Raw genomic sequence first — 22714 nt, 5'->3', positions numbered from 1 at the left:
AAGACCGGTCGCCGTCATTTTTCGGCGCAGCCCTGGAAAGCCCGATTCATCTGCTCTGTGAAAGGTTTGCCGCATCGCACAAAGAGATTGTCACCGGCCTTCTTTTGCGTTTACAGTCTGAAGTGGAGGAATATCCATAATTCAGACGGGGGTCCAGGAGACTGATATGGCGAAGCATGAGGGTCAGATAGTCATCAAGAAATACGCCAATCGCCGGCTATACAATACGGGCACCAGCACCTATGTCACGCTGGAAGACCTGGCGGAGATGGTGAAGAAGGGCGAAGAATTTACCGTCCAGGATGCAAAAAGCGGAGATGACATCACCCATTCGGTGCTGACCCAGATCATTTTCGAACAGGAATCGAAGACCGGCAACACGCTTCTCCCGATCTCCTTCCTGCGCCAGCTCATCACCTATTACGGCGACCAGATGCAGATGGTCGTGCCGAGCTTCCTCGAACATTCGATGCGCGCCTTCACCGAACAGCAGTCGCAGATGCGCGAGCAGGTGAACCGCGCCTTCGGCGAAACGCCGCTCGGCAAGAACCTGCAGCTGCCGATGCAGATGGTCGAAGACCAGGTTCGCCGCAACACCGAGCTGTTTCAGCAGGCGATGCAGATGTTCTCGCCCTTCATGACGCCGCCCGCCAAGGAGAGCCGCAAGGCCGAAGCCAAGGATATCGACGAGTTGAAGGAACAGCTCCGCGCCCTTCAGAACAAACTCGACAACCTATAATCCGATCGAGACATCCCGCCCGGCGCTCCGGATCGACACGGCAAACCCGCCGATCACATCGATCAGAGCGATCGTCATCAAAATGAAGAAGACCTGCGTCGCAGCATCCCGGACGAGCAGAAACTCGACCAGGAAGGCGATGAACACCAGCATCGATAAGATGTGGTTGAGGAGGTTGCCCGGGCCGGTTCTGGTTGCCTTCAGGATTTCGAAGAACAGAACGACAAGCGCTATGACGATGAAAAGATCGCCGAGCGCCATGCTCCAGATCGCGCCTGATATCATCGACAATACGATGACATCATGCTGCAGCGCCGGAATACCGCCATCGCCCATCAGCCCGAGCATCGCCAGATTGTAGAGAACGAACGGGATAATCATCAGCGGCATTGCGGCTATCATCGGCAATCTCCCTAGAGCATGATGCCGAAAAGTGTGAGCGGTTTTCGGGCGACATCATGCTCTAACTCTTTAATTTAGAACAGGATTCATATTTTAGGCCAACCGGGCCTAAAATCATCCTGTTCTAGCAGCTGGAGGAATACTGCCGCAAACCGTTGGCTCACCGCAAGTCATTGCAAATATTATATCGCCGGCATGCAAAAGGCCGGCGTGACGCCGGCCTTGAAGCTTGTCGATCGGGCAACCGGATCGAAAATTATGCGCTTTCCTTCGGCGTCAGAACCTGGCGGCCGCGATACATGCCGGTCTTCAGGTCGATATGATGCGGGCGGCGCAGTTCGCCGGAGTTCTTGTCTTCGACATAGGTCGGAGCCTTCAGCGCGTCAGCCGAACGGCGCATACCGCGCTTGGACGGGCTTGTTTTTCTCTTCGGTACAGCCATTTCTCTTACTCCACTTGCGGGCAAAACATTCCCACGGCCAGACTGGCGGCCGAAACGGACATGTCGCGATTTCGGAAATTTTGCGCGCTTATACATGCAAGGGGCGGCCTTGACCAGTCCCCATGCATATTTTTTGACAAGCCGACGATTCTCCGTTCAGACTTCGTCTTCCGGCACGATCCAAGGCTCGGCGCGCGCCGCCTCTTCCCATTTCCGCCAGGCCGGATGAGCCTTCATGGTCTGCATATAGGCGAGCGTATCGCTTCGGTCGACCAGGTCATAGATCTCGAACCGGTTGACGACAGGCGCAAACATCGCATCCGCGACCCCGAACGCGCCGAAGAGAAACGGCCCGCCGGATTGCTGCAGGAGATCCCGCCAGATCGTCTCGATGCGGCTGATATCGGCATCGACCCCATCCGGCAGCGCGATCCTGGCCTTCTGCCGGCGGATATTCATCGGGCAGGCGCTCCGCAGAGCCCGGAAGCTCGAGAGCATTTCCATCGAAACCGAACGGGCAAGCGCCCGCTCAGCGCGATCGGCAGGTAGAAGGCCGGCGTCCGGATAAAGCTCGGCGGCATATTCGATGATCGCCAGCGATTCCCAGATCTTCAATGCGCCATGCTGCAGAAGCGGCACGCGCCCGGTCGGCGACACGGCCTTGATATTGGGATTGCCGCCCGCGTCGTCGAAGGGGATCAGGACCTCCTCGAAATCGATGCCGACGCCCGTCAGCGCCATCCAAGGCCGGAACGACCAGGAGGAATAGTTCTTGTTGGCGATATAAAGCGTCGGTCTGTCCATGGTCCTCTCCCGTTCAGGCGTCGAAATCGAAGATCAGCAATTCGTGGAAATGGTTCATGTCCTCGAACACGCAGAATGCCGGCGGCGTCAGCTCGAAAACAGGGGCCTTGCGGCGGATATCCTCGGCCACCTCGTCGAGCATCGCCTGCCAGCGCGGCAAGGCTTCGTCCTCCAGCCGCTCGATCGCATAGGCGAAGGTCATGTGGAACTTGTAATTCTCGTGGTTCGGCTGGCGATAACCGAGGAGATCGGCAAAGGCGTCGCGCCAGGCGCGCATAACCTTGCGGTCGTTCTCCGTCGCTCCGTCGACGAGCAGGCCCGACGGGCGAGCTTCGACGACGGCGACCTTGAAGGGGGCCGCCATCGAGAAACCTTCGAGCCGCGCCGCCATCAGTTCGGTCATGTCGGCGATCGGCGTCTCGAGCGGAAGATCGACCGGCCAGCAATCCTGCCGGCGCCTGGTCTCGATGGCCCCTTCGAAAAGCGTCATGTGGAGGCTTGATATCGGCGTGAAGAGGAACTGCCGGGCCTCCGGCATCGCCAGATATTTCTCCCGCGCCTCGATCAGCGCCGTCTGCGTCCGCGAGCCTTTTTCTGTATGACAGACGATGGTGTTGCCGGCCTCCGGCAGAAAGCCGCCGACCTTGCGATAGCGGCTGCCGAGATGGGCGGGCGGGTTCGGATTGTGCGTCTTCGAATAGAGGAGAAGCTCGGGAGAAAACATCGTAACGGTCATGGGCGACTCAAGGGTTCTGATTGGACTGCACCGCCCATATGGCAGAACCAAGAATGTCAGATGACGCTTGAGGCTACCAACGACAAGTTCTGATCTCAATCATAGATGCACTTGATGTAATCGCCGGAACCCTGGGCGCGTCTCTCGATCACGCCGGCAAGCCGGCGAAGGCCGCGGCCGGGTTTGCCGGCATTGCGGTCGATCGGATTCGGCAGCGAGACCGCAAGCAGCGATGCCTGGCGCCGCGTCAGCTTCGAAGCCGGCACCTTGAAATGGTGCTGGGCCGCCGCCTCGATGCCGTAAATGCCCGGACCCCATTCGGCGATGTTGAGATAGATTTCCATCAGCCGCCGTTTCGACAGGACGAAATCGGTGGAGACGGCGAGCGGAAGCTCCATCGCCTTGCGCACGAAGGAGCGGCTGTTCCAGAGAAAGAGGTTCTTCGCCGTCTGCATCGGGATGGTGCTGCCGCCGCGCGTTGCCTGGCCTTTCAGCGTATCTTCGACCAGCATGCGCATTTCCGCCCAGTCGACGCCGCCGTGAAAACAATATTGCCCGTCTTCGGACATCATCACCGACTGCACCAGCACCGGGGCGATCTCGTCAATCGACACCCATCTGCGGTCATAACCGCGCAACAGCACGAGATCGCGCAGCATCAGCGTCGAGACCGGGTGAATGAACGGCAGCAGATAAAAAAAGATCAGCGCATAGGGAAGGATCACCAGCGCCAGCACCGCAAGCACGATGCGTTTCAGCACAAGCCGGTCTCCGAACCATTGCCGTTGAACCGGCATGTCGGCGATGTCCTCTCTCTCCGGCGCTATATCCAATGTCCCCAGCCCGATTTCGCTCCTGTCGTTCTCATAACGCCTGTAGGCCTCTTATGCCAGAGTGCGCGGCGAATCTTGCTGCGCCATCGACAATTCCGTTGCAAGCCCGGGGGCGCTCATGCCAAACAGCGCCCATGGATGCGAACCGGGACACTTTCGAGACGAGGCTGAAGAACAACGCCGGCGAGATCGAGGCGCTGCTCGACGCATTGCTTTTGCCGAACGCCCTCTCCGACGAGATCGCCAGGCCCGAGACACTGCGCAGCGCCATGCATTATGCCGTGCTGAACGGCGGCAAGCGGCTGCGCCCGTTCCTGGTCGTCGAAAGTGCCGCCCTTCTCGGCGGTGACACCAAGGCGGCACTGCGTGTCGGCGCCGCCCTTGAATGCGTCCACTGCTATTCGCTCGTGCATGACGATCTGCCGGCCATGGACGATGACGATCTGCGCCGCGGCAAACCGACTGTTCATATCAGGTTCGATGAAGCCACCGCGATCCTCGCCGGCGACAGCCTGCTGACCTACGCCTTCGACATCATTGCCGCGCCGGAAACGGCGCTTGCCGACATGAACAAGGCATCGCTGGTGCTGGCGCTTGCCCGCGCCGCCGGTCTCGGCGGCATGGCCGGCGGCCAGGCGCTCGATCTCGCGGCGGAGAAGCAGGCTCCTGACGAGGCGGGCATCATCCGCCTGCAGGCGATGAAAACCGGCGCGCTGATCCGCTTCGCCTGCGAAGCCGGCGCCCTCATCGCGGCAAGTCCGCCGGAAGATCGCCGCCGCCTGCGCGCCTTCGGCGAAAAGATCGGCCTTGCCTTTCAGCTCGCCGACGACATTCTCGACTTGACCTCGGATGCCGCGACCATGGGCAAGGCGACCGGCAAGGATGCCGCCCGCGGCAAGGGAACGCTCGTGGCGCTGCACGGCATGGAATGGGCCGAGACCGAGCTCCGCCGGCACGTCCATGATGCCGAGGCATTGCTTGCCCCCTACGGCGCCCGCGCCTCGACCCTCATCGCCGCGGCGCATTTCATCGCCGACCGGAAGAGCTGAACGGCAACTCAGGCTGCCAGTATTTCCTTGAGAGCGGAAACCAGACGGGCACATTCCTCGTCGGTGCCGATGCTGATGCGCAGGAAATCCGAAATACGCGGCTTGGCGAAATGCCGGACGAGAACACCACGCTCCCGCAGAGCCGCTTGCAGCGCGGCACCCGACCGGCCTTTATTTTTAGCGAAAACAAAATTCGCCTGGGACGGCAGCACTTCGAAATCCAGCGCTTCGAGTTCGCTGATGAGACCGTCCCGGCTGGCGATGAGTTTCTTCCGGCATGTCTCGAACCATGCCTCGTCCTTGAGCGCCGCCGTCGCGGCGACCTGCGCCAGGCGATCGAGCGGATAGGAATTGAAGCTGTCCTTGACGCGCACCAGCGCCTCGATCAGCTCCCGCTGCCCCAGCGCGAAGCCGACGCGCAGACCCGCAAATGAGCGGGATTTCGACAGGGTCTGAACGACAAGCAGGTTGGGATATTTGGAAATGAGCGGGATGGCGCTGTCCCCGCCGAAATCGACATAGGCCTCGTCGATCACCACGACCGCATCCGGATGGGCGGCGACGAGCGCCTCTATGTCGGCAAGCGGCAGGCCGATGCCGGTCGGCGCATTCGGATTGGGGATGATGATCGCGCCGCACGGCCGGTCATAATCCGCCGGCCGGATCCGGAACCTGCTATCGACGGGAATCTCGATCGCTTCGATGTCGTATAGCAGGCTATAGGTCGGATAGAAGCTATAGCTCACATCGGGATAGAGAAGCGGCAACTCGTGTTTCAACAGCGCCTGAAACGCATGGGCGAGGACCTCGTCGGAGCCGTTGCCGACGAAGACTTCATCCGCCGTCAGGCCATGACGGGCGGCGATCGTCTCGCGCAGTTCCGTGGCCGCCGGATCGGGATAGAGCCGCAGACGATCGTCCGCCGCTTGGCCGATCGCCTCGAGCGCCGCTGGAGACGGCCCATAGGGATTCTCGTTGGTATTGAGCTTGATCAGACCGGGGATGCGGGGCTGCTCCCCGGCCACATAGGGCCGGAGCTTGCTGACGATATCAGACCAGTACCGGCTCATGCAAATGTCCAGGCGTTCATTCTGCCGCCGTCCGCTGGCCGAAACGCTTCTCGATATAGTCGACGACGAGCGCCTCGAAGTCGGCAGCAATATTGGGTCCGCGCAATGTCAGCGCCTTCTTGCCGTCGATGAAGACGGGGGCGGCCGGCGTCTCGCCGGTGCCGGGAAGCGAAATGCCGATATCGGCATGTTTGCTTTCGCCGGGCCCGTTGACGATGCAGCCCATGACGGCGACGTTCAGCGCCTCGACGCCCGGATATTTCTCGCGCCAGATCGGCATGTTCTTGCGGATGTCGTTCTGGATGTTTTGAGCCAGTTCCTGGAACACCGTCGACGTCGTGCGTCCGCAGCCGGGACAGGCGGCAACGACGGGGATGAACTGGCGGAAGCCCATGACCTGCAGGATTTCCTGCGCCACCTGGACTTCGCGTGTGCGGTCGCCGTTCGGCTCGGGCGTCAGCGAGACGCGGATCGTATCGCCGATGCCGTGCTGCAGCACGAAGCCCATCGCCGCCGACGAGGCGACGATGCCCTTGGTACCCATGCCGGCCTCGGTCAGGCCGAGATGCAGGGCGTGATTGGAACGTTCGGCAAGCATGGAATTGACGGCGATCAGGTCCTGGACCTGGCTGACCTTGGCCGAGAGGATGATCCGGTTGCGCGGCAGGCCGATCTCTTCGGCAAGGGCTGCCGAAAGCAGCGCCGACTGCACGATCGCCTCGCGGGTCACCTGCCGGGCCGAAAGCGGCGAGCCGGCTGCCGCGTTCTCGTCCATCAGCGCCGTCAGCAGATCCTGATCGAGCGAGCCCCAGTTGACGCCGATGCGCACCGGCTTGTCGTAGCGGATCGCCATCTCGATGATCTCGGCGAACTGCTTGTCCTTCTTGTCCTTGAAGCCGACATTGCCGGGATTGATGCGGTATTTCGCCAGCGCTGCGGCACAATCGGGATGATCGGCAAGCAGTTTATGGCCGATATAATGGAAGTCGCCGATCAATGGCACGTCCATGCCGAGCCGCAACAGCCGCTCGCGGATCTTCGGCACGGCAGCCGCGCTCTCGTCACGGTCGACGGTGATGCGCACCAGCTCCGAGCCCGCCCGGTGGAGAGCCGCGACCTGAGCGACGGTCGAATCAATATCGGCCGTATCGGTGTTCGTCATCGATTGCACGACGACCGGCGCCCCGCCGCCGACGATGACGCCGCCGACATCGACGGCAACGGAAGCACGGCGCGGTTTCGGATCAAAATCGGCGGCTGACGGCATGGAGAGTTCTTGCACCCCTAAAGCATGTCGCGCAAAAATCTGCAGCGGTTTTGCGATCACGACATGCGTAAAAATAAGACCTGAAGCGCGAGGAGCAAACCCGAAAGATCGCACCGCGCTTTAGAAACAGTGCCTTTCAGGTGGATCATGACCGCTTTCTTGTCAACCGCCCCTGATATCACTTTTGTTGGGAGGCGGCTCAGTGACCGGACACGCCATCGGCATAGTGGGCGAGCTTGGAGAACAGCAAAACCACCAGCAGCAGCACCGGCAGCGCCATGAAGACCGCCGCAAAGCCGACATGCTCGGCGACGAAGCCGATCAGGGACGGCGCGACCAGCATGCCGGAGTAACCCATGGTCGTGACGACCGAGATGCCGATGCCGGGCTTGAGGCCGGGAATGTTGCCCGCCGCCGAGAAGGCGATCGGCACCATGTTGGAGATGCCGATGCCGCAAAAGGCAAAGCCCAGAATGGCGATCTCGGCATTGGGCGCCAGACCGGCAAGCAGCATGCCGACGATGGCAAACAAGGTGCAGATCCGCAACGTTTTGACCCCGCCCAGGCGATCGCGCACCAGGTCGCCGGCAAAGCGCATGACTGCCATCGTCGCCGAAAAGGCTGCAAAACCGAGGCCGGAAAGCGCCACGGAGGCATCCATTTCCTGGCGGAGATAGAGCGCGCCCCAATCCAGAACCGCACCCTCAGGCACCATGGAGAACAAGGCCATCAATCCGAGCAGCCACGGCAGCGGCACCATCGGCAGTCTGGTCTTTTCCTTCTTGGTATCGGGATGCGGCGGATCCGCCAGGATCATCGGCCAGGCAACGGCGAGGAAAATCGCCGCCAGCACGGTCGCCAGTTCGGCATGGCCGAGAATGCCGAGCTTGGCAATCACGATGCCGCCGAGACCCGAGCCGATCAACCCGCCAAGGCTCCAGAAAGCGTGGCAGGACGACATGATGGAGCGGCGCATGGATTTTTCGACCGACACCGCATTGGCATTCATCGCCACATCCATGGCGCCGATGAACCCGCCGAACAGGAAGAGCGAGATTGCCCCGGTGATCACGTTCGGCGCGAGCGTCAATGCCAAGAGCAGCGGCAGCACGCAGACAGCCGTCGCCCGAACGACGACACGCGAGCCGTGTCTGGCGATCTGCGCCCCGGCGATCGGCATCATGACCAGCGAGCCGAGGCCGAAGACGAGGATCATCAACCCGAGCTCGAACTTGGAGAGCGCCAGCCGCTCGGCAAAATCGGGGATTTTCGGCGCCCAGCAGCCGACGACGAAGCCGTTCATGAGAAAGAGCAGGGAAACCGCCGCCCTGCTTCTGGTAATGAAGCCGCTCCGAGCTGCCGGCGGCGCATTCACTTGACTATCCATTTCCCGGTCTTTCCTCATTGCCGGGCTTGCACGCGCCCGGTTTCCCTAAACTCGATGGCAACTGCCTAGTTCGTTTTCTCGGCGACAACGGTTCTGCATCCGCGTTCGCGGTAACCGGCAAGAACGGCCGGATCGGCATCGTGCTCGACGACCAGGCATTCGCAATGGGCAATCGTCAGAATGCTGTGCGGCGCAGCGGTGCCGAATTTCTCCGAGGTTGCCGCCACCAGCACTTTTCTGCTCCTCGACGCCGCATATCGCTTGAACTCGGCATCTTCGAAACCGAACACGGTGATGCCGGCCTCAAGATCGACGCCGCAGGCGCCGAGAATGCAGAGATCGGGCGAAAGCTGCTCCATATCCCGCAAGGCTTTGGCACCGAGCGAACCGCCCGTCTGCCGGTCCACCATTCCGCCGATCAGGATGACATTGACGGCAGGCTTGTCGATCAGCGCCGCGGCGATCGCCGGCGCATTCGTTGCAGCCGTCAGCGCAAGTTCAGCCGGCAATGCGTTGGCAATCGCCAGATTGGTGCTGCCGGCATCGAAGAATACCGTCGAACCGGCGGCAATCTGCTGTGTCGCAGCGCGCGCCAGCGCCTGTTTCCGGTCGACGGCGAAACCGATCCGCTGCGTCAGGCTTCCATGCGCCGGCGGGATCGGCAATGCGCCGCCATAGACCCGCTCGCAGAGCCCTGCCGCAGCCATCTCGCGCAGATCGCGCCGCACCGTATCTTCGGAGACGCCGAATTCGAGCGCAAGTTCCGTCGCCAGCACGCGGCCATTCAGCCGCAGCCTCTCGGAAATCACGCCCTGGCGCTCGCGCAACAAAAAATCATGCATGTTTTTACCGGATCATCTCTCTCAAAACCTAAAACGTGCATAAACACTTATGATCAGGCGCGCAATATGCACAAACACACGTTTCCTGACGTTTTGAAACAAAGCTCCACCACCAGAGAGAAAGATCACCTATTGACCGGTCAAGGGGCCGGGAATATCGATCGACCATTCCCCGCTTCCCGTCGGCATTCCGCCACCTGGTGTTCCCGTGAAAAACTCCGTCAGCCTGGGCATCCTGCTCACGAGCGCCGCCTATATGGCGTTCACCTTCCATGACGCGATCATCAAGATCCTGACCTCGAGCATTCCGGTCTGGCAGATCCTGTTTTTCCGCAGTCTCACCATCCTCGTCGGCTGTCTCGCCTTTGGCCGCGGCAAGCTTGTCCGCCAGACGATGACATCGCCGATCATCAAGCCGATGATCGCCCGCAGCATCCTTCTTCTCTGTGCCTGGCTTTCCTATTATTCCGCCGCACGCCGGCTGCAGCTTGCCGAGGTGACCACGCTCTATTACGCGGCACCCGTCGTCGGCACCGTGCTTGCATGGTTCATCCTGAAGGAGGAAGTCACGCCTGCGCGCTGGCTTGCCGTCGGCGTCGGTTTCGTCGGCGTGCTCATTGCCTGCAACCCCATCGGCCTCGCCATCTCCTGGCCGGTCTATCTGGCCCTGCAGGCGGCCGTCCTCTGGGCCTCTGCCATGGTGCTGCTGCGCAAGACCTCGCTGCACGAGAAGACCATCGTCCAGCTCGTCGTGTCCAACGTCTTTTTCCTTGTCATGACCGGCCTTGCCGTTCTCTACACTTGGAAGACCCCGGATATGACGCAGCTGTCACTTCTCATTGCCACCGGTGTCGTCGCCGGCTGCGCGCAATTCGCTCTCTTCGAGGGCATGCGGCAGGCGCCGGTCTCCGTGCTTGCGCCATTCGAATATACATCCCTCGTCTGGGCTTTCCTTCTGGGGTATCTGATATGGGCCGATATTCCCACGCCCAATGTCGTATTCGGCGCGGCCATGATCCTCGCCGCCGGGCTGATTATCATCGTCAGCGAAAGGCTGCGCCGCCGCATCACGGCGTGATGCCTGTTCTTTCTAGATTCACCGCTCAACCGGCCGCTTGAGAAAAATATTTGCAGTTGCTGCTTTTATTCGCAGTTTTTTACGCTTCCGGCGCCCTAAATTTCTGCGAACTATCCCTCATCCGATCACAACCTCCCAAGGATGGATAAAACAATGAACTGGTTGAAAACCGTTGCCGCCGCCACTCTCATTCAGGCTGCGGCCCTCCTCCCCGCCCATGCCGGCGAAAATCTCGCCGCGATCAAATCGGCCGGCGTCTTCAAGATCGGCACCGAGGGCACCTATGCGCCCTTCACCTATCATGACGAAAGCGGCAAGCTCGTCGGCTTCGACGTCGAGATCGGCGAAGCGGTCGCCGCCAAGCTCGGCGTCAAGGCCGAGTTCGTCGAAGGCAAGTGGGATGGCCTGATCGCCGGCCTCGACGCCAAGCGCTACGACACCGTCATCAACCAGGTCGGCATCACCGAAGCCCGCAAGCAGAAATATGATTTCTCCGAACCCTATATCGCCTCCAAGGCCGTGCTGATCGTCCGCGACGGCGACGACAGCATCAAGACCTTCGCCGACCTGAAGGGCAAGAAATCCGCCCAGTCGCTGACCAGCAATTTCGGCAAGATCGCAACCGAAGCCGGCGCCGAACTCGTCGGCACCGACGGTTTCGACCAGTCGATTCAGCTGGTGCTGACCAAGCGCGCCGACGCGACGATCAACGACAGCCTCTCCTTCCTCGATTTCAAGAAGCACAAGCCGGACGCGCCGGTGAAGATCGCCGCCGAACAGGAAAATGCCGACTATTCCGGCATCATCATCCGCAAGAACGAGCCGGAACTTCTTGCCGAAATCAACAAGGCGCTTGCCGACATCAAGGCCGACGGCACCTACAAGAAGATCGCCGACAAGTATTTCGGCCAGGACGTTTCGAAGTAAGCTCACGAAAGTCCCCTCCCCAACCCCTCCCACAAGGGGGAGGGCTTTGGCCGGGGCACCGCCTCATCTCAAAATACACGTCTCGACTTGCAGCTCGGTCGCTCGTTCATGCCGCGCGGGAGCCGGATTAAGTCCCTCCCCCTTGTGGGGAGGGGTTGGGGAGGGGTACATCTCGGACCCACCAATCCACGAGAGGAGCACCCTTTTGCCGCACTGGCTCCAATTGATGGCGGAATCGCTCCCCTCGCTCCTCTGGGCGGGATTGATCTTCACCATCCCCCTCACGCTGCTGTCCTTCGCCTTCGGCCTGATCCTCGGGCTGATCACCGCGATTGCCCGGCTTTTCGGCCCGGGGCCTGTCGCGGCCATCGCCCGTTTCTATGTCTGGGTCATCCGCGGCACGCCGCTGCTCGTCCAGCTCTTCGTGATCTTCTACGGCCTGCCGAGCATCGGCATCCTGCTCGATGCCTTTCCCGCCGCCCTCATCGGCTTTACCCTGAATATCGGCGCCTACAGCTCCGAGATCATCCGCGCCGTCATCTCCTCGGTGCCCAAGGGCCAGTGGGAAGCCGCCTATTCGATCGGCATGAGCTGGCGGCAGGCAATGAGCCGCACCATTCTGCCGCAGGCCGCCCGCGTCGCCGTGCCGCCGCTGTCGAACACCTTCATCTCGCTGGTCAAGGATACATCGCTGGCCGCCGCCATCACCGTGCCGGAACTTTTCCAGGCGGCGCAGCGCATCGTTGCCACCACCTATGAGCCGCTGATCCTCTATATCGAGGCGGCGCTGCTCTATCTCGCCCTGAGCTCCGTCCTCTCGCAGCTGCAGGTACGGCTGGAACGCCGCTTCGCGCGATACGGCGGGATGCTGGAGGCCAATGCATGATCGAGCTTTCCAACATCGAAAAACGCTTCGGCGACGCCGTCATCCTGAAGGATATCAGCATCCGCATTCCCGAAGGCAGCGTCACCGCGCTGGTCGGCCCCTCAGGCGGCGGCAAGAGCACGCTGCTGCGCTGCATCAACCTGCTCGAAATCCCGACATCAGGTTCCATCCGCCTCGGGGAGGAAACGCTGAGCTTTGCACCGGACAAACGAACGAGCTGGCAGGCGATCCAGAAGATCCGCCGCCAGACCGGCATGGTCTTCCAGAACTTCCAGCTTTTCCCGCATCAGACCGCGATCGAAAATGTCATGGAGGGCCTGGTAACGGTCTTGAGGTGGCAGAAGGAAAAGGCGCGCGAACGCGCGATGGAGCTGCTGACCAAGGTCGGCATGACCCACAAGGCCGACGCCTGGCCCTCGACGCTCTCAGGCGGTCAGCAGCAGCGTGTGGCGATCGCGCGCGCCTTGGCGCCGTCGCCGCGCGTGCTTCTCTGCGACGAGCCGACCTCGGCGCTCGATCCGGAACTTTCGGCCGAAGTGGTCGACGTTCTCGGCCGCCTCGCCCGTGAAGGCACGACGATGGTGATGGCGACCCACGATCTCCGGCTCGCCTCGAAGATCGCCAATGACGTCGTCTTCCTGGAGGCCGGCAGCGTGGTCGAGACGGGCAGCGCCAGGGCGATCTTCACGGCACCCGAGCGCGAACGCACCAAGCGTTTCATCTCGACGATCAACGCCGCCCATACCTACGATATCTGAACATGTCTCACGTGAATCATGATTCACGTGAGACGCTTTGTCTAAGCGACCTGCCTCAGGCCGAGGTGACGACGGAGCGCGCTGCCTTCAGCGCATTGCCCCACCACGTGATCTGGTCGAGCAGGTTCTTGGCAGCCTCGTTGAGATGGGCGTAATCGCCAAGGCTCTTGCCTTCCTTGAGAACGGCAAGATATTCGCTGAATGCGATGTGGACGCCTGTTTTGACCGAAGCGGCACTCATTTCCACGAAGATCAGCCGCAGCTGCTCGACCGCACGGGCGCCGCCGACGCCGCCGTAACCGACGAAACCGACCGGCTTCTGGATGAATTCACCGAGATCGATCGCGTTCTTCAGAACGGCTGTCGGCGCATGATTGTATTCGGCGACGGTGAATATGAAGCCGTCGAATTCGCGCAGCTTCTTCTTCCAGCGCTCGGCGGCGTCGCTTTCCGCCGTCGTGGCCCGCGCTTCGCCGAAGAAATGCATGGGGTAGTCGAGAAGATCGAGAAGCTCGACTTCCAGATCGGAGCGCTGGCCGGCCAGTTCGGCGATCCACTTGGCCGGATGTTCGGCAAAACGGCCAATACGCGTGCTGCCGACGATGACGGCAATCTTCAGCTTGCTCATGGGGGATGATTTCCTGATTGGTCTTGGGAACGGATGGTGGGAGCGCAAGTCTATGAGAAAGCCTCCTCGCCGTGCAAGGCGAGGAGGGGGCTAACGCTGCGAAAAAATCAGCTTTTGGGCGGCCCGATCAATACACAATCGGGTGATGGGCTGCAGATCGCCGGTAGCAGAACGCCCTTCGCTCAACCGCCATAGACGACGAGCAGGTCCTTGGCGTCGATCTGGTCGCCCGCCTTGACCAGCACTTCGGCGATGGTGCCGTCCTTCTCGGCATGCAGCGCCGTTTCCATCTTCATCGCCTCGATCGAGACGAGCACGTCGCCGGCGCTGACGGCTTGGCCTGCAGAGACGAAGACGCGTGAGATCACACCCGGCATTGGCGCACCGACATGGACGGCATTGCCGGGTTCGGCCTTGCGGCGGACAGCCGCCCCCGTCGCCCCATGAGCGCGGTCCGGCACCTTGATGCGGCGCGGCTGGCCGTTGAGCTCGAAGAAGATGGTGACCATGCCCTGGCTGTCGGTGGCGCTCATCGCCTGGTTGACGATGACGAGCGTCTTGCCGCGTTCGATATCGGCAAACAGCTCCTCGCCATCCCCGAGGCCGTAGAAATAGGCGGGCGTCGGCAGCACCGAGACCGGGCCATAGGTATCGGAAGCGAGCGCGAAATCGGTGAAGACCTTCGGATACATCAGGTAGGAGGCGAATTCGAAGTCGCTGACCTCGCGCTCCAGCTTGGTCTCGATCACCTTACGCTCGGCGTCGAGGTCGGCCTCCTTGAGCAAGGAGCCGGGACGCACCGTATAGGGCTTGTCACCCTTCAGCGCCTTCTTCTGCAGCGCCTCCGGCCATCCCGACGGCGGCTGGCCGAGATCGCCCTTCAGCATCGAGACCACCGATTCCGGGAAGGAGACTTCGCGCTCGGGGCTGACGACGTCGGCAACCGTCAGGTCCTGGCTCACCATCATCAGCGCCATGTCGCCGACCACCTTGGAGGACGGCGTCACCTTGACGATATCGCCGAACATCTGGTTGGCGTCGGCATAGGCCTGCGCCACCCGATGCCAGCGGGTCTCGAGACCCAGCGAGCGGGCCTGCTCCTTGAGGTTGGTGAACTGGCCGCCCGGCATTTCATGGAGATAGACTTCCGAGGCTGGGCCTTTCAGATCGCTTTCGAAGGCGGCGTACTGGTTGCGCACCGCTTCCCAATAGAAGGAGATGCGGCGGATCCATTCCGGATCGAGGCCCGGATCGCGCTCCGAGCCGCGCAGCGCCTCGACGATCGAGCCGAGACAGGGCTGCGAAGTATTGCCGGAGAGCGCATCCATCGCCGCATCGACGGCATCGACGCCGGCTTCGACCGCGGCAAGCACGGTTGCCGCCGCAATGCCCGACGTATCATGCGTGTGGAAATGGATCGGCAGGCCGGTCGCCTCGCGCAGCGCCTTGAACAGAACCTTCGCCGCCGCCGGCTTCAGCAGACCCGCCATATCCTTGAGCGCGATGATATGGGCGCCGGCCTTTTCCAGTTCGACGGCAAGGTCGGTATAATATTTCAGGTCGTATTTCGGGCGGGCCGAATTGAGGATATCGCCGGTATAGCAGATCGTCGCCTCGCAGAGCTTGTTCTCCTCGGCGATGGCATCCATCGACACCCGCATGTTCTCGACCCAGTTCAGGCAGTCGAAGACGCGGAAGAGATCGATGCCGCCGCGGGCTGCCTGGCGGACGAAATATTTGACGACATTGTCGGGATAGTTGGTGTAGCCGACGCCGTTGGCGCCGCGCAGCAGCATCTGCAGGAGCAGGTTCGGCGCCCCCTCGCGGATCAGCGCCAGCCGTTCCCACGGATCTTCTGTCAGGAAGCGCATCGAAACGTCGAAGGTGGCGCCGCCCCAGCATTCGAGCGAGAGCAGGTTCGGCAGCGCATGCGCATAGGTGCCGGCGATGCGGGCGATGTCATAGGTGCGCATGCGGGTGGCAAGCAGCGACTGATGGCCGTCGCGCATCGTCGTATCGGTCAGAAGCACGCGCTTCTCATTGCGCATCCATTCGCCGAATTTCTTCGGGCCGAGCGTGTCGAGAAGCTGCTTGGTGCCGTCCTTCACCTCGTTGCCGCTGGCATAGGGAACGACCGGCTGGGCAGCATTTTCCAGCGGCCGCGGCCGGTCCTTGGCCTCAGGATGGCCGTTGACGGTGACGTCGGCGAGATAGGTCAAGAGCTTCGTCGCGCGGTCCTGGCGCTTGACCTGCTGGAACAGCTCCGGCGTCGTATCGATGAAGCGTGTGGTGTAGCTGTTGTCGCGAAATTTCGGATGGCCGATGATCGCTTCGAGGAAGGTCAGGTTGGTGGCCACACCACGGATGCGGAATTCGCGCAGCGCCCGGTCCATGCGGCTGATCGCTTCCGACGGGTTCGGCGCCCAGGCCGTCACCTTGACGAGCAGCGGATCGTAATAACGGGTGATGATGGCGCCGGAATAGGAGGTGCCGCCGTCGAGGCGGATGCCGAAGCCCGACGCCGAGCGATAGGCGGTGATGCGGCCGTAATCCGGAATGAAATTGTGCTCGGGATCCTCGGTGGTGATACGGCACTGCAGCGCATGGCCGTTGAGGCGGATGTCGGCCTGGGCGGGAACGCCGGATTCCGGCGTGCCGATCGCAGCACCGTCGAGGATGTGGATCTGCGCCTTGACGATGTCGATGCCGGTGACGACTTCGGTCACCGTATGCTCGACCTGGATGCGCGGGTTGACCTCGATGAAGTAGAATTTGCCGGTATCGGCATCCATCAGATATTCGACGGTGCCGGCGCCGATATAATTGGTGGCCGCCGCGATCTTCAGCGAATAGGCGGCCAGTTCCTGGCGCTGCGCCTCTGAGAGATAGGGCGCCGGCGCCCGCTCGACGACCTTCTGGTTGCGGCGCTGGATGGAGCAGTCACGCTCGAACAGATGCACGACATTGCCGTGCGTATCGCCGAGAACCTGGCTTTCGACGTGGCGGGCACGCTCCACCAACTTTTCCAGATAGACCTCGTCCTTGCCGAAGGCCGCCATCGCCTCGCGCTTGGCTTCGGTTACCTCACGGGCGAGATCCTTCGGATCGCGGATGGCGCGCATGCCGCGCCCGCCGCCGCCCCAGGAAGCCTTCAGCATGACCGGATAACCGATCTCTTTCGCCATCTTCGCCACTTCGGCCATGTCGTCGGGCAGCGGCCCGGTGGCCGGCACGACCGGCACACCGACCGAGATCGCCAGATTGCGCGCCGCGACCTTGTTGCCGAGCTGGCGCATCGTATCGGCCTTCGGGCCGATGAAGATGATGCCGGCCTTGTTGCAGGCATCGACGAATTCCGGGCTTTCCGACAGCAGGCCGTAACCCGGGTGGATAGCGTCGGCGCCCGAGAGCTTGGCGACGCGGATCACCTCGTCGATCGACAGATAGCTCTCGATCGGCCCGAGATCACGGGCAAGATGCGGGCCGCGGCCGACCTGATAGCTTTCGTCCGCTTTGAAGCGATGCAGCGCCAGCTTGTCTTCTTCAGCCCAGATCGCCACGGTTTTTATTCCAAGCTCGTTGGCCGCGCGGAAGACGCGAATGGCAATTTCGGAGCGGTTGGCAACGAGAATCTTGGAAATGGGCAAAACGGTCTCCTCAGACGTTCAGACGCGGGCATGCTGCACCCGCGAAGGAAATTCTTAACTTCTTGTCACAGGAAGTTCAATTTCTCTTGCGACTGCGAAATGCAATTTCTCGCCATTCTGAAGACATATGGCGTCAGGCTGGATCGGCCCAGATCCGAATCCCGATCGAAATCAGAGAGCTAGCATGAAAGCCGCGCACACTTTCGGTATCATGTTTTAGCTGATCAGGCGGTGACGGAAGGCAAGCGCCACCGCCTGCTGCCGGTTTTTCGCCTTCAGCTTGTTCTGCAAGCCGTTCATATACCAGTCGACGGTGTGGTTTGAGATCTTCAGCATCTTGCTGATTTCCATCGAGGTCATGCCTTCGGCGAGATAATGCAGGATCTCCATTTCGCGTCGCGTCAGCGGCGTGTCGGCCGGCAGCACGGTTTCCAGCGCCTGCGCCTCGTCTTTCAGCTCGAGCAATCGCCAGAAGCTCTTGCGCGCCACCGCCTCGAACAGGGCGATCTCCACCGGCGACAGCTCGACAGGTTTGCCGGCGAGACTGAGGCTGCCGAGAATGCCGTTCCGTCCGTGGACGGGAAAGATATAACCGTCTTCCAACCCGTGACCGAAGGCATCGACCATCATCTGCTCCATACGGCGCTGCTGCGCATCCTTGCCGAAGGCGGCCAAACTCTCCCGCCAGCGGAAAGGCCGCTGCGCATGGACGAGATAGCGCACCATCGGATCGATCAGGACATATTTTTTCGCGGTATAGATTTGCGGCCATTGTTCCGGCCAGCGGCCGGCAAGCGCCGCAGCCCGGGGTTCTGGATTCTGCTGCACCGGATTTTGCGGCAAATGGCGCAGCAGGCCGTAATATTCGAAGCCGCAATCGTCGATCACCTGCTCGAGCTCGGTGACCACGGCCCGAGGGTTTGGAGATTCTTCCAGAATTATAAGCAATTGAATTAACAAATTGATATTCACAAAATGCCCCTTGCCCGGACGTGACACCCGCATCGAGGCCGTCGGCGGCTTTCAAATTGGTCGCGAAACGGTCTTTCAAAAAATGCAGTCTCTAATTTAATGCTGCGCTAAACATTTATTAAAATGCAAGCGCAAATTGTTGCGGGGTATAGCCGACCAGCAATTTCAGCGCTATAGCCAATCTCGTCGCATCCTGCGATAGTACCATCGGGTTAATCGTCGCCTGGATTGAAGCCTGAATGGGCCGTTAATCGCCGGTTCAGGTAGCCTTTTGTAGCATCGCATCTTCCCGTTTTCGCAGATGCACAAGAGGTTCCACGTGACGCTATTCAAGGTCTATGCAAGAGCTCTGCGCTATCTTGGCGCCTACAAGCTGCGCGTATCCCTGGTCGTGGTGGCAAACATCGTTCTGGCAGCGATCACCATCGCCGAGCCGATCCTGTTCGGTCGCATTATCGATGCGATTTCCGGCAAGGGTGAGGTCAAGCCTATCCTTTTCATGTGGGCGACTTTCGCCGTTTTCAACACGATAGCCTTCGTCTTGGTCGCCCGCGAGGCCGACCGGCTGGCCCATGGCCGGCGGGCGACGCTGCTGACGGAAGCCTTCGGCCGGATCATTTCCATGCCACTTGGCTGGCACCATCAGCGCGGCACTTCCAACGCGCTGCATACATTGCTGCGCGCCTGCGAAACGCTGTTCGGCCTCTGGCTGGAATTCATGCGCAACCATCTGTCGACGGTCATCGCGCTTGCCCTTCTGATCCCGACCGCAATGTCGATGGACCTGCGCCTTTCCGCCGTGCTCATGGTTCTCGCCGTCGCCTACTGGCTGATCGGCCGCGTCGTCATGAGCCGCACCAAAGACGGCCAGGCTTCGGTCGAAAACCATTATCACACCGTCTTCTCGCACGTCAGCGACTCGATCAGCAACGTTTCGGTGCTGCACAGCTACAACCGCATCGAGGCTGAAACCCGGGCGCTGAAATCCTTCGCCGACCGCCTGCTCGAGGCCCAGTATCCGGTGCTCGACTGGTGGGCGATCGCCAGCGCGCTGAACCGCATGGCGTCGACCATTGCGATGATGGTGGTGCTGATCATCGGCACCATGCTCGTCCAGGCCGGCCAGTTGCGCGTCGGCGACGTCATCGCCTTCATCGGCTTTGCCAACCTGCTGATCGGCCGCCTCGACCTGATGCGCCAGTTCGCCACGCAGATTTTCGAAGCCCGTTCCAAGCTCGAGGAATTCTATACGCTCGAAGACTCGGTGCGTGAACGCGAAGAACCGGCCGGCAACGGCGAGATCAAGGACGTCAAGGGTGCGATCGAATTCCGCGACGTCTCCTTCGGCTTCGGCAACAGCTCGCAGGGCCTGCACAATGTCTCCTTTTCGGTGAAGGCAGGCCAGACGGTCGCGATCGTCGGCCCGACCGGCGCCGGCAAGACGACGCTCGTCAACCTGCTGCAGCGTGTCTACGACGCCCAGGGCGGCCAGATCCTCGTCGACGGCACCGATATCACCAAGGTGACCCGCAAGTCGCTGCGTCGCCACATCGCCACCGTCTTCCAGGATGCGGGCCTGCTGAACCGTTCGATCAGCGACAATATCCGCCTCGGCCGCGAAGGTGCCAGCGAAGAGGAAATGCGCCGTGCGGCCGAGGCTGCCGCCGCCGCCGACTTTATCGAGACCCGTGAGGATCGCTACGATACGCATGTCGGCGAACGCGGCAACAAGCTCTCCGGCGGCGAGCGCCAGCGCATCGCCATCGCCCGCGCCATCCTCAAGGACGCGCCGATCCTGGTGCTCGACGAGGCGACCTCGGCGCTCGACGTCGAGACCGAAGCCCGCGTCAAGTCGGCGATCGATAATCTGCGTGAGAATCGCACCACCTTCATCATCGCCCACCGCCTGTCGACGGTCCGCGAAGCCGATATGGTGCTCTTCCTGGATGACGGCCGCGTCGTCGAACAGGGCAGCTTCGATGAACTCAGCCACAGCAACGGCCGCTTCGCCGCCCTGCTGCGCGCCAGCGGCATCCTGACCGACGAAGAAGTCCGCAAGGCCCACACCACCGAAGCCGCCTGATCGCTTCGGATTTCCAAACAAAGGCCGGAAGGGGAGTTCCCTTCCGGCCTTTTTTGTTTGGCGGGTTTAAGCGGCTGTATCGAACTGCATTCATATGCCATGCTTTGAGATTTGCTTTCTCCCAATACCCCTGTGGACGATATGCATCGGCACTGTGCCGTGTGGCTACCCCCCCTGCCCGGCCGGGCATCTCCCCCACAAGGAGGGAGATCGGCTGGGCGCGATGGTTTCCCCAAACAATGACCAACTGATGTTCCGCACGGCAGCAGAGAGGGATTGAGGGCCAACCACTGGCCGATCTCCCCACCTGTGGGGGAGATGCCCGGCAGGGCAGAGGGGGGCTCACACGCCGCAACGTCTCGATTCCAATCCATACCGATTGACCACCCTGCCGATCTTCCTACCTTCCGCCTTGTCACCAAGCATCGGAAAGAAAGCCCATGAAGGTCCTGCGCATCGTCGCCAATATCGAGGCGCCCGACATCACGCCGGCCAAGCGCTTCTACCAGGATATCCTCGGTCTCGACGTCGTCATGGATCACGGCTGGATCACGACCTTCGGCGCGGAGAGGCCGATGAACATCCAGCTGAGCATCGCCAGGGAAGGCGGTTCCGGAACGCCGGTGCCTGATCTATCGATCGAAGTCGACAATCTCGATGCCGTGTTCCAGGCGATGTCGGCAGCCGGTTTTCCGATCGAGTATGGGCCGGCCGACGAGCCCTGGGGTGTCGGGCGATTTTATGTGCGCGATCCGCTCGGCAAGCTGGTGAACATTCTCGTCCATAAAAATTGAGCCGGCGGCCATTGGCCACCGGCTCTTTCATGTCACAGGTGCATCCGAGGCTTATTTCCGATCGCTGCGGCGATAGGCGTTGGCCGTTCCGCCGATGCGGACGGGAACCGGAATGGTGGCCGGCTCGGTGACGAGTTTGCCCTTGACCTTGCCCTGCTGGCGCTTGCGTTCGAGATAATAGGCATAGGAGAATTGCGTCGCCACGCCGGCGATCACGAAGAGCGGGCCGACCAGCGGGTCCTTGTTGGTGATATAGAGCACCACCTGGCCGATCATGGCGAGGATCGTGCCGGCGACGAAGATGTTCAGCGAATGTCGGCCGAGAATGGTCAGCGGATGATCCGCAGGACGGCGCAGAATGCGCGAGAACGCCGGAATGCTGATGACGAGATAGGTCAGCGCCAGCACATGCAGCAGCCGCGGCAGCGACAGGAAGGTCTTGTCGAAACCGGTGATAACAGGCGGCAGGCCAAGGGCTGCCAGCGAATTGCCGAAGACCCAGAGATGGCCGGTCACCCAGACGAAGGACAGCGCGACGTAGCCGGCCGCAGCCGCAAACAGCAGCGGATGCCGCGGGATCGTGCCGCCGCGCTTGATATGCAGCATCGAAACGATGCCGATCGTAAACAGGAACTGCCAGGAAAGCGGATTGAGGAACCAGTAGCTCTCGATCAGCATATTGTGCGGCGCCACCTCATAGATGCCCGCAAGCAGCCAGACCGTGCCGGAGACGCCGAGCGCCAGCAACGGGCTGCGCGCATTCAAGAGCAGGATGATCGGCACCATCAGCATCAACGCGCCGTACATCGGTAGAATATTATTGTAGCCGATCTGGTGGCCGAGCAGCAGCAGCGCCGGAATACCCTCCTTCAGGTTCATCAGCACCGCCAGGATGTTGATTTCAACCAGCAGGCCCGGCCGGTGAAACAGCCATGCGCCGGAGATGAACAGCGCCAGCGTCATGAAGGTGGTGATCATATGAGCGAGATAAAGCGTGAAGGCGCGCTTTGCCGCCTTGACCGCCATCTTCAGCCGATTGCCGGGCCGGAACCCGGAACCGTAGGCGAGGCCGACGGCGATGCCCGAGATCAGCACGAAGGCCTCGGCAGCATCGGAGAAACCGAAATTCTTCGTCGTTACATATTCGAAGATCTGTCCGGGAACATGATTGATGAAGATCATGATCAGCGCCACGCCGCGCAAGACATCGAGCCTGGTGTCACGCATCGGCGCAGCTGCAGATTGGGGACTGCGCCCGGTGACGACGGCTTCTGTCGGCGTGCTAGCCATGGTTGTCTCCTTATTATCCGATTTGCAAACGCGACGACGGCCAAAAGGGTTCCCTTTTGGCCGTCGCGAATCGCCGTATT

Annotated in this window: 21 protein-coding genes; 8 read left to right on the top strand and 13 right to left on the bottom strand. The window is 61.2% G+C overall.

Annotation, left to right across the window (positions count from 1 at the left end):
- Positions 1–166: 166 nt before the first annotated feature.
- The gene (gene phaR / locus QMO80_RS13750; protein ID WP_003567563.1) at positions 167–739 is read left to right on the top strand and encodes a polyhydroxyalkanoate synthesis repressor PhaR; all 573 of its coding nucleotides are present in this window, start codon (positions 167–169) and stop codon (positions 737–739) included.
- On the opposite strand, the gene QMO80_RS13745 is transcribed toward phaR, so the two are convergent.
- The 5 genes from QMO80_RS13745 to mtgA form a co-directional block, all read right to left on the bottom strand.
- The gene (locus QMO80_RS13745) at positions 734–1141 is read right to left on the bottom strand and encodes a hypothetical protein (RefSeq protein ID WP_283197080.1); all 408 of its coding nucleotides are present in this window, start codon (positions 1139–1141) and stop codon (positions 734–736) included. The two genes, phaR and QMO80_RS13745, sit on opposite strands and share 6 nt — an antisense overlap.
- 256 nt (positions 1142–1397) lie before the next feature.
- Entirely contained in the window at positions 1398–1583 is a 186-nt protein-coding gene (gene rpmF / locus QMO80_RS13740) for a 50S ribosomal protein L32 (protein WP_003543812.1), read from the bottom strand.
- A gap of 156 nt (positions 1584–1739) precedes the next feature.
- On the bottom strand, positions 1740–2387 hold the full coding sequence (locus QMO80_RS13735) for a glutathione S-transferase family protein (protein ID WP_283197079.1): 648 nt from the start codon (positions 2385–2387) through the stop codon (positions 1740–1742).
- Between the two features lie 13 nt (positions 2388–2400).
- Positions 2401–3123, bottom strand: coding sequence for a DUF1868 domain-containing protein (locus tag QMO80_RS13730; protein WP_283197078.1), 723 nt, complete (start codon positions 3121–3123; stop codon positions 2401–2403).
- A gap of 95 nt (positions 3124–3218) precedes the next feature.
- Positions 3219–3956: a monofunctional biosynthetic peptidoglycan transglycosylase gene (gene mtgA, locus QMO80_RS13725; RefSeq protein ID WP_283197077.1), complete on the bottom strand. Its 738-nt coding sequence runs from the start codon at positions 3954–3956 to the stop codon at positions 3219–3221.
- Positions 3957–4090: 134 nt separating this feature from the next.
- Here mtgA and QMO80_RS13720 point away from each other — a divergent pair, with 134 nt between their 5' ends.
- Positions 4091–5005, top strand: coding sequence for a polyprenyl synthetase family protein (locus QMO80_RS13720; RefSeq protein ID WP_283197076.1), 915 nt, complete (start codon positions 4091–4093; stop codon positions 5003–5005).
- A gap of 8 nt (positions 5006–5013) precedes the next feature.
- Here QMO80_RS13720 and hisC read toward each other — a convergent pair whose 3' ends face one another.
- The 4 genes from hisC to QMO80_RS13700 form a co-directional block, all read right to left on the bottom strand.
- A complete protein-coding gene (hisC, locus tag QMO80_RS13715) occupies positions 5014–6075 on the bottom strand; it encodes a histidinol-phosphate transaminase (protein ID WP_283197075.1) in 1062 nt (353 codons plus the stop codon).
- 16 nt (positions 6076–6091) lie between these two features.
- Complete coding sequence (gene ispG / locus QMO80_RS13710) at positions 6092–7342, bottom strand: flavodoxin-dependent (E)-4-hydroxy-3-methylbut-2-enyl-diphosphate synthase (protein WP_283197074.1); 1251 nt, start codon at positions 7340–7342, stop codon at positions 6092–6094.
- A 199-nt stretch (positions 7343–7541) separates the two neighbouring features.
- On the bottom strand, positions 7542–8729 hold the full coding sequence (locus QMO80_RS13705; RefSeq protein WP_283197073.1) for an MFS transporter: 1188 nt from the start codon (positions 8727–8729) through the stop codon (positions 7542–7544).
- A gap of 65 nt (positions 8730–8794) precedes the next feature.
- Positions 8795–9571 (bottom strand): DeoR/GlpR family DNA-binding transcription regulator, encoded by a 777-nt coding sequence (locus tag QMO80_RS13700; protein WP_283197072.1) that lies wholly within the window; start codon positions 9569–9571, stop codon positions 8795–8797.
- A gap of 208 nt (positions 9572–9779) precedes the next feature.
- Here QMO80_RS13700 and QMO80_RS13695 point away from each other — a divergent pair, with 208 nt between their 5' ends.
- The 4 genes from QMO80_RS13695 to QMO80_RS13680 all read left to right on the top strand — a co-directional run bounded on the left by QMO80_RS13695 (position 9780) and on the right by QMO80_RS13680 (position 13220).
- Positions 9780–10649 carry a DMT family transporter gene (locus QMO80_RS13695; protein ID WP_283197071.1) on the top strand — a complete coding sequence of 290 codons (870 nt, stop codon included), beginning with the start codon at positions 9780–9782 and terminating at the stop codon, positions 10647–10649.
- A gap of 153 nt (positions 10650–10802) precedes the next feature.
- Entirely contained in the window at positions 10803–11576 is a 774-nt protein-coding gene (locus tag QMO80_RS13690; protein ID WP_283197070.1) for an amino acid ABC transporter substrate-binding protein, read from the top strand.
- A 205-nt stretch (positions 11577–11781) separates the two neighbouring features.
- Positions 11782–12462, top strand: a complete 681-nt coding sequence (locus tag QMO80_RS13685; RefSeq protein WP_071085912.1) for an amino acid ABC transporter permease — start codon at positions 11782–11784, stop codon at positions 12460–12462.
- Positions 12459–13220: an amino acid ABC transporter ATP-binding protein gene (locus QMO80_RS13680; RefSeq protein WP_283197069.1), complete on the top strand. Its 762-nt coding sequence runs from the start codon at positions 12459–12461 to the stop codon at positions 13218–13220. Before QMO80_RS13685 ends, QMO80_RS13680 begins: the two co-directional genes overlap by 4 nt.
- A gap of 55 nt (positions 13221–13275) precedes the next feature.
- On the opposite strand, the gene QMO80_RS13675 is transcribed toward QMO80_RS13680, so the two are convergent.
- The 3 genes from QMO80_RS13675 to QMO80_RS13665 all read right to left on the bottom strand — a co-directional run bounded on the left by QMO80_RS13675 (position 13276) and on the right by QMO80_RS13665 (position 18467).
- Positions 13276–13848 (bottom strand): NADPH-dependent FMN reductase, encoded by a 573-nt coding sequence (locus QMO80_RS13675; protein ID WP_283197068.1) that lies wholly within the window; start codon positions 13846–13848, stop codon positions 13276–13278.
- A gap of 182 nt (positions 13849–14030) precedes the next feature.
- Positions 14031–17495: a pyruvate carboxylase gene (pyc, locus tag QMO80_RS13670; protein WP_283197067.1), complete on the bottom strand. Its 3465-nt coding sequence runs from the start codon at positions 17493–17495 to the stop codon at positions 14031–14033.
- Positions 17496–17711: 216 nt separating this feature from the next.
- Positions 17712–18467, bottom strand: a complete 756-nt coding sequence (locus tag QMO80_RS13665; RefSeq protein WP_283197066.1) for a LuxR family transcriptional regulator — start codon at positions 18465–18467, stop codon at positions 17712–17714.
- A gap of 319 nt (positions 18468–18786) precedes the next feature.
- Here QMO80_RS13665 and QMO80_RS13660 point away from each other — a divergent pair, with 319 nt between their 5' ends.
- Together QMO80_RS13660 and QMO80_RS13655 are read left to right on the top strand one after the other, a co-directional pair.
- On the top strand, positions 18787–20550 hold the full coding sequence (locus tag QMO80_RS13660; protein ID WP_283197065.1) for a glucan ABC transporter ATP-binding protein/ permease: 1764 nt from the start codon (positions 18787–18789) through the stop codon (positions 20548–20550).
- A 440-nt stretch (positions 20551–20990) separates the two neighbouring features.
- The gene (locus QMO80_RS13655; RefSeq protein ID WP_283197064.1) at positions 20991–21344 is read left to right on the top strand and encodes a VOC family protein; all 354 of its coding nucleotides are present in this window, start codon (positions 20991–20993) and stop codon (positions 21342–21344) included.
- Positions 21345–21395: 51 nt separating this feature from the next.
- Here the strand turns inward: QMO80_RS13655 and QMO80_RS13650 are convergent, their stop codons facing one another.
- Positions 21396–22634, bottom strand: coding sequence for an OpgC family protein (locus QMO80_RS13650; protein WP_283197063.1), 1239 nt, complete (start codon positions 22632–22634; stop codon positions 21396–21398).
- Positions 22635–22714 lie beyond the last annotated feature (80 nt).

It is taken from the genome of Rhizobium sp. BT03, assembly GCF_030053155.1.
In the GTDB taxonomy this organism is placed as follows: domain Bacteria; phylum Pseudomonadota; class Alphaproteobacteria; order Rhizobiales; family Rhizobiaceae; genus Rhizobium.
The sequence above is the reverse complement of the archived record's forward strand: the minus strand, read 5'-3'. Positions and strand labels throughout refer to the sequence as shown.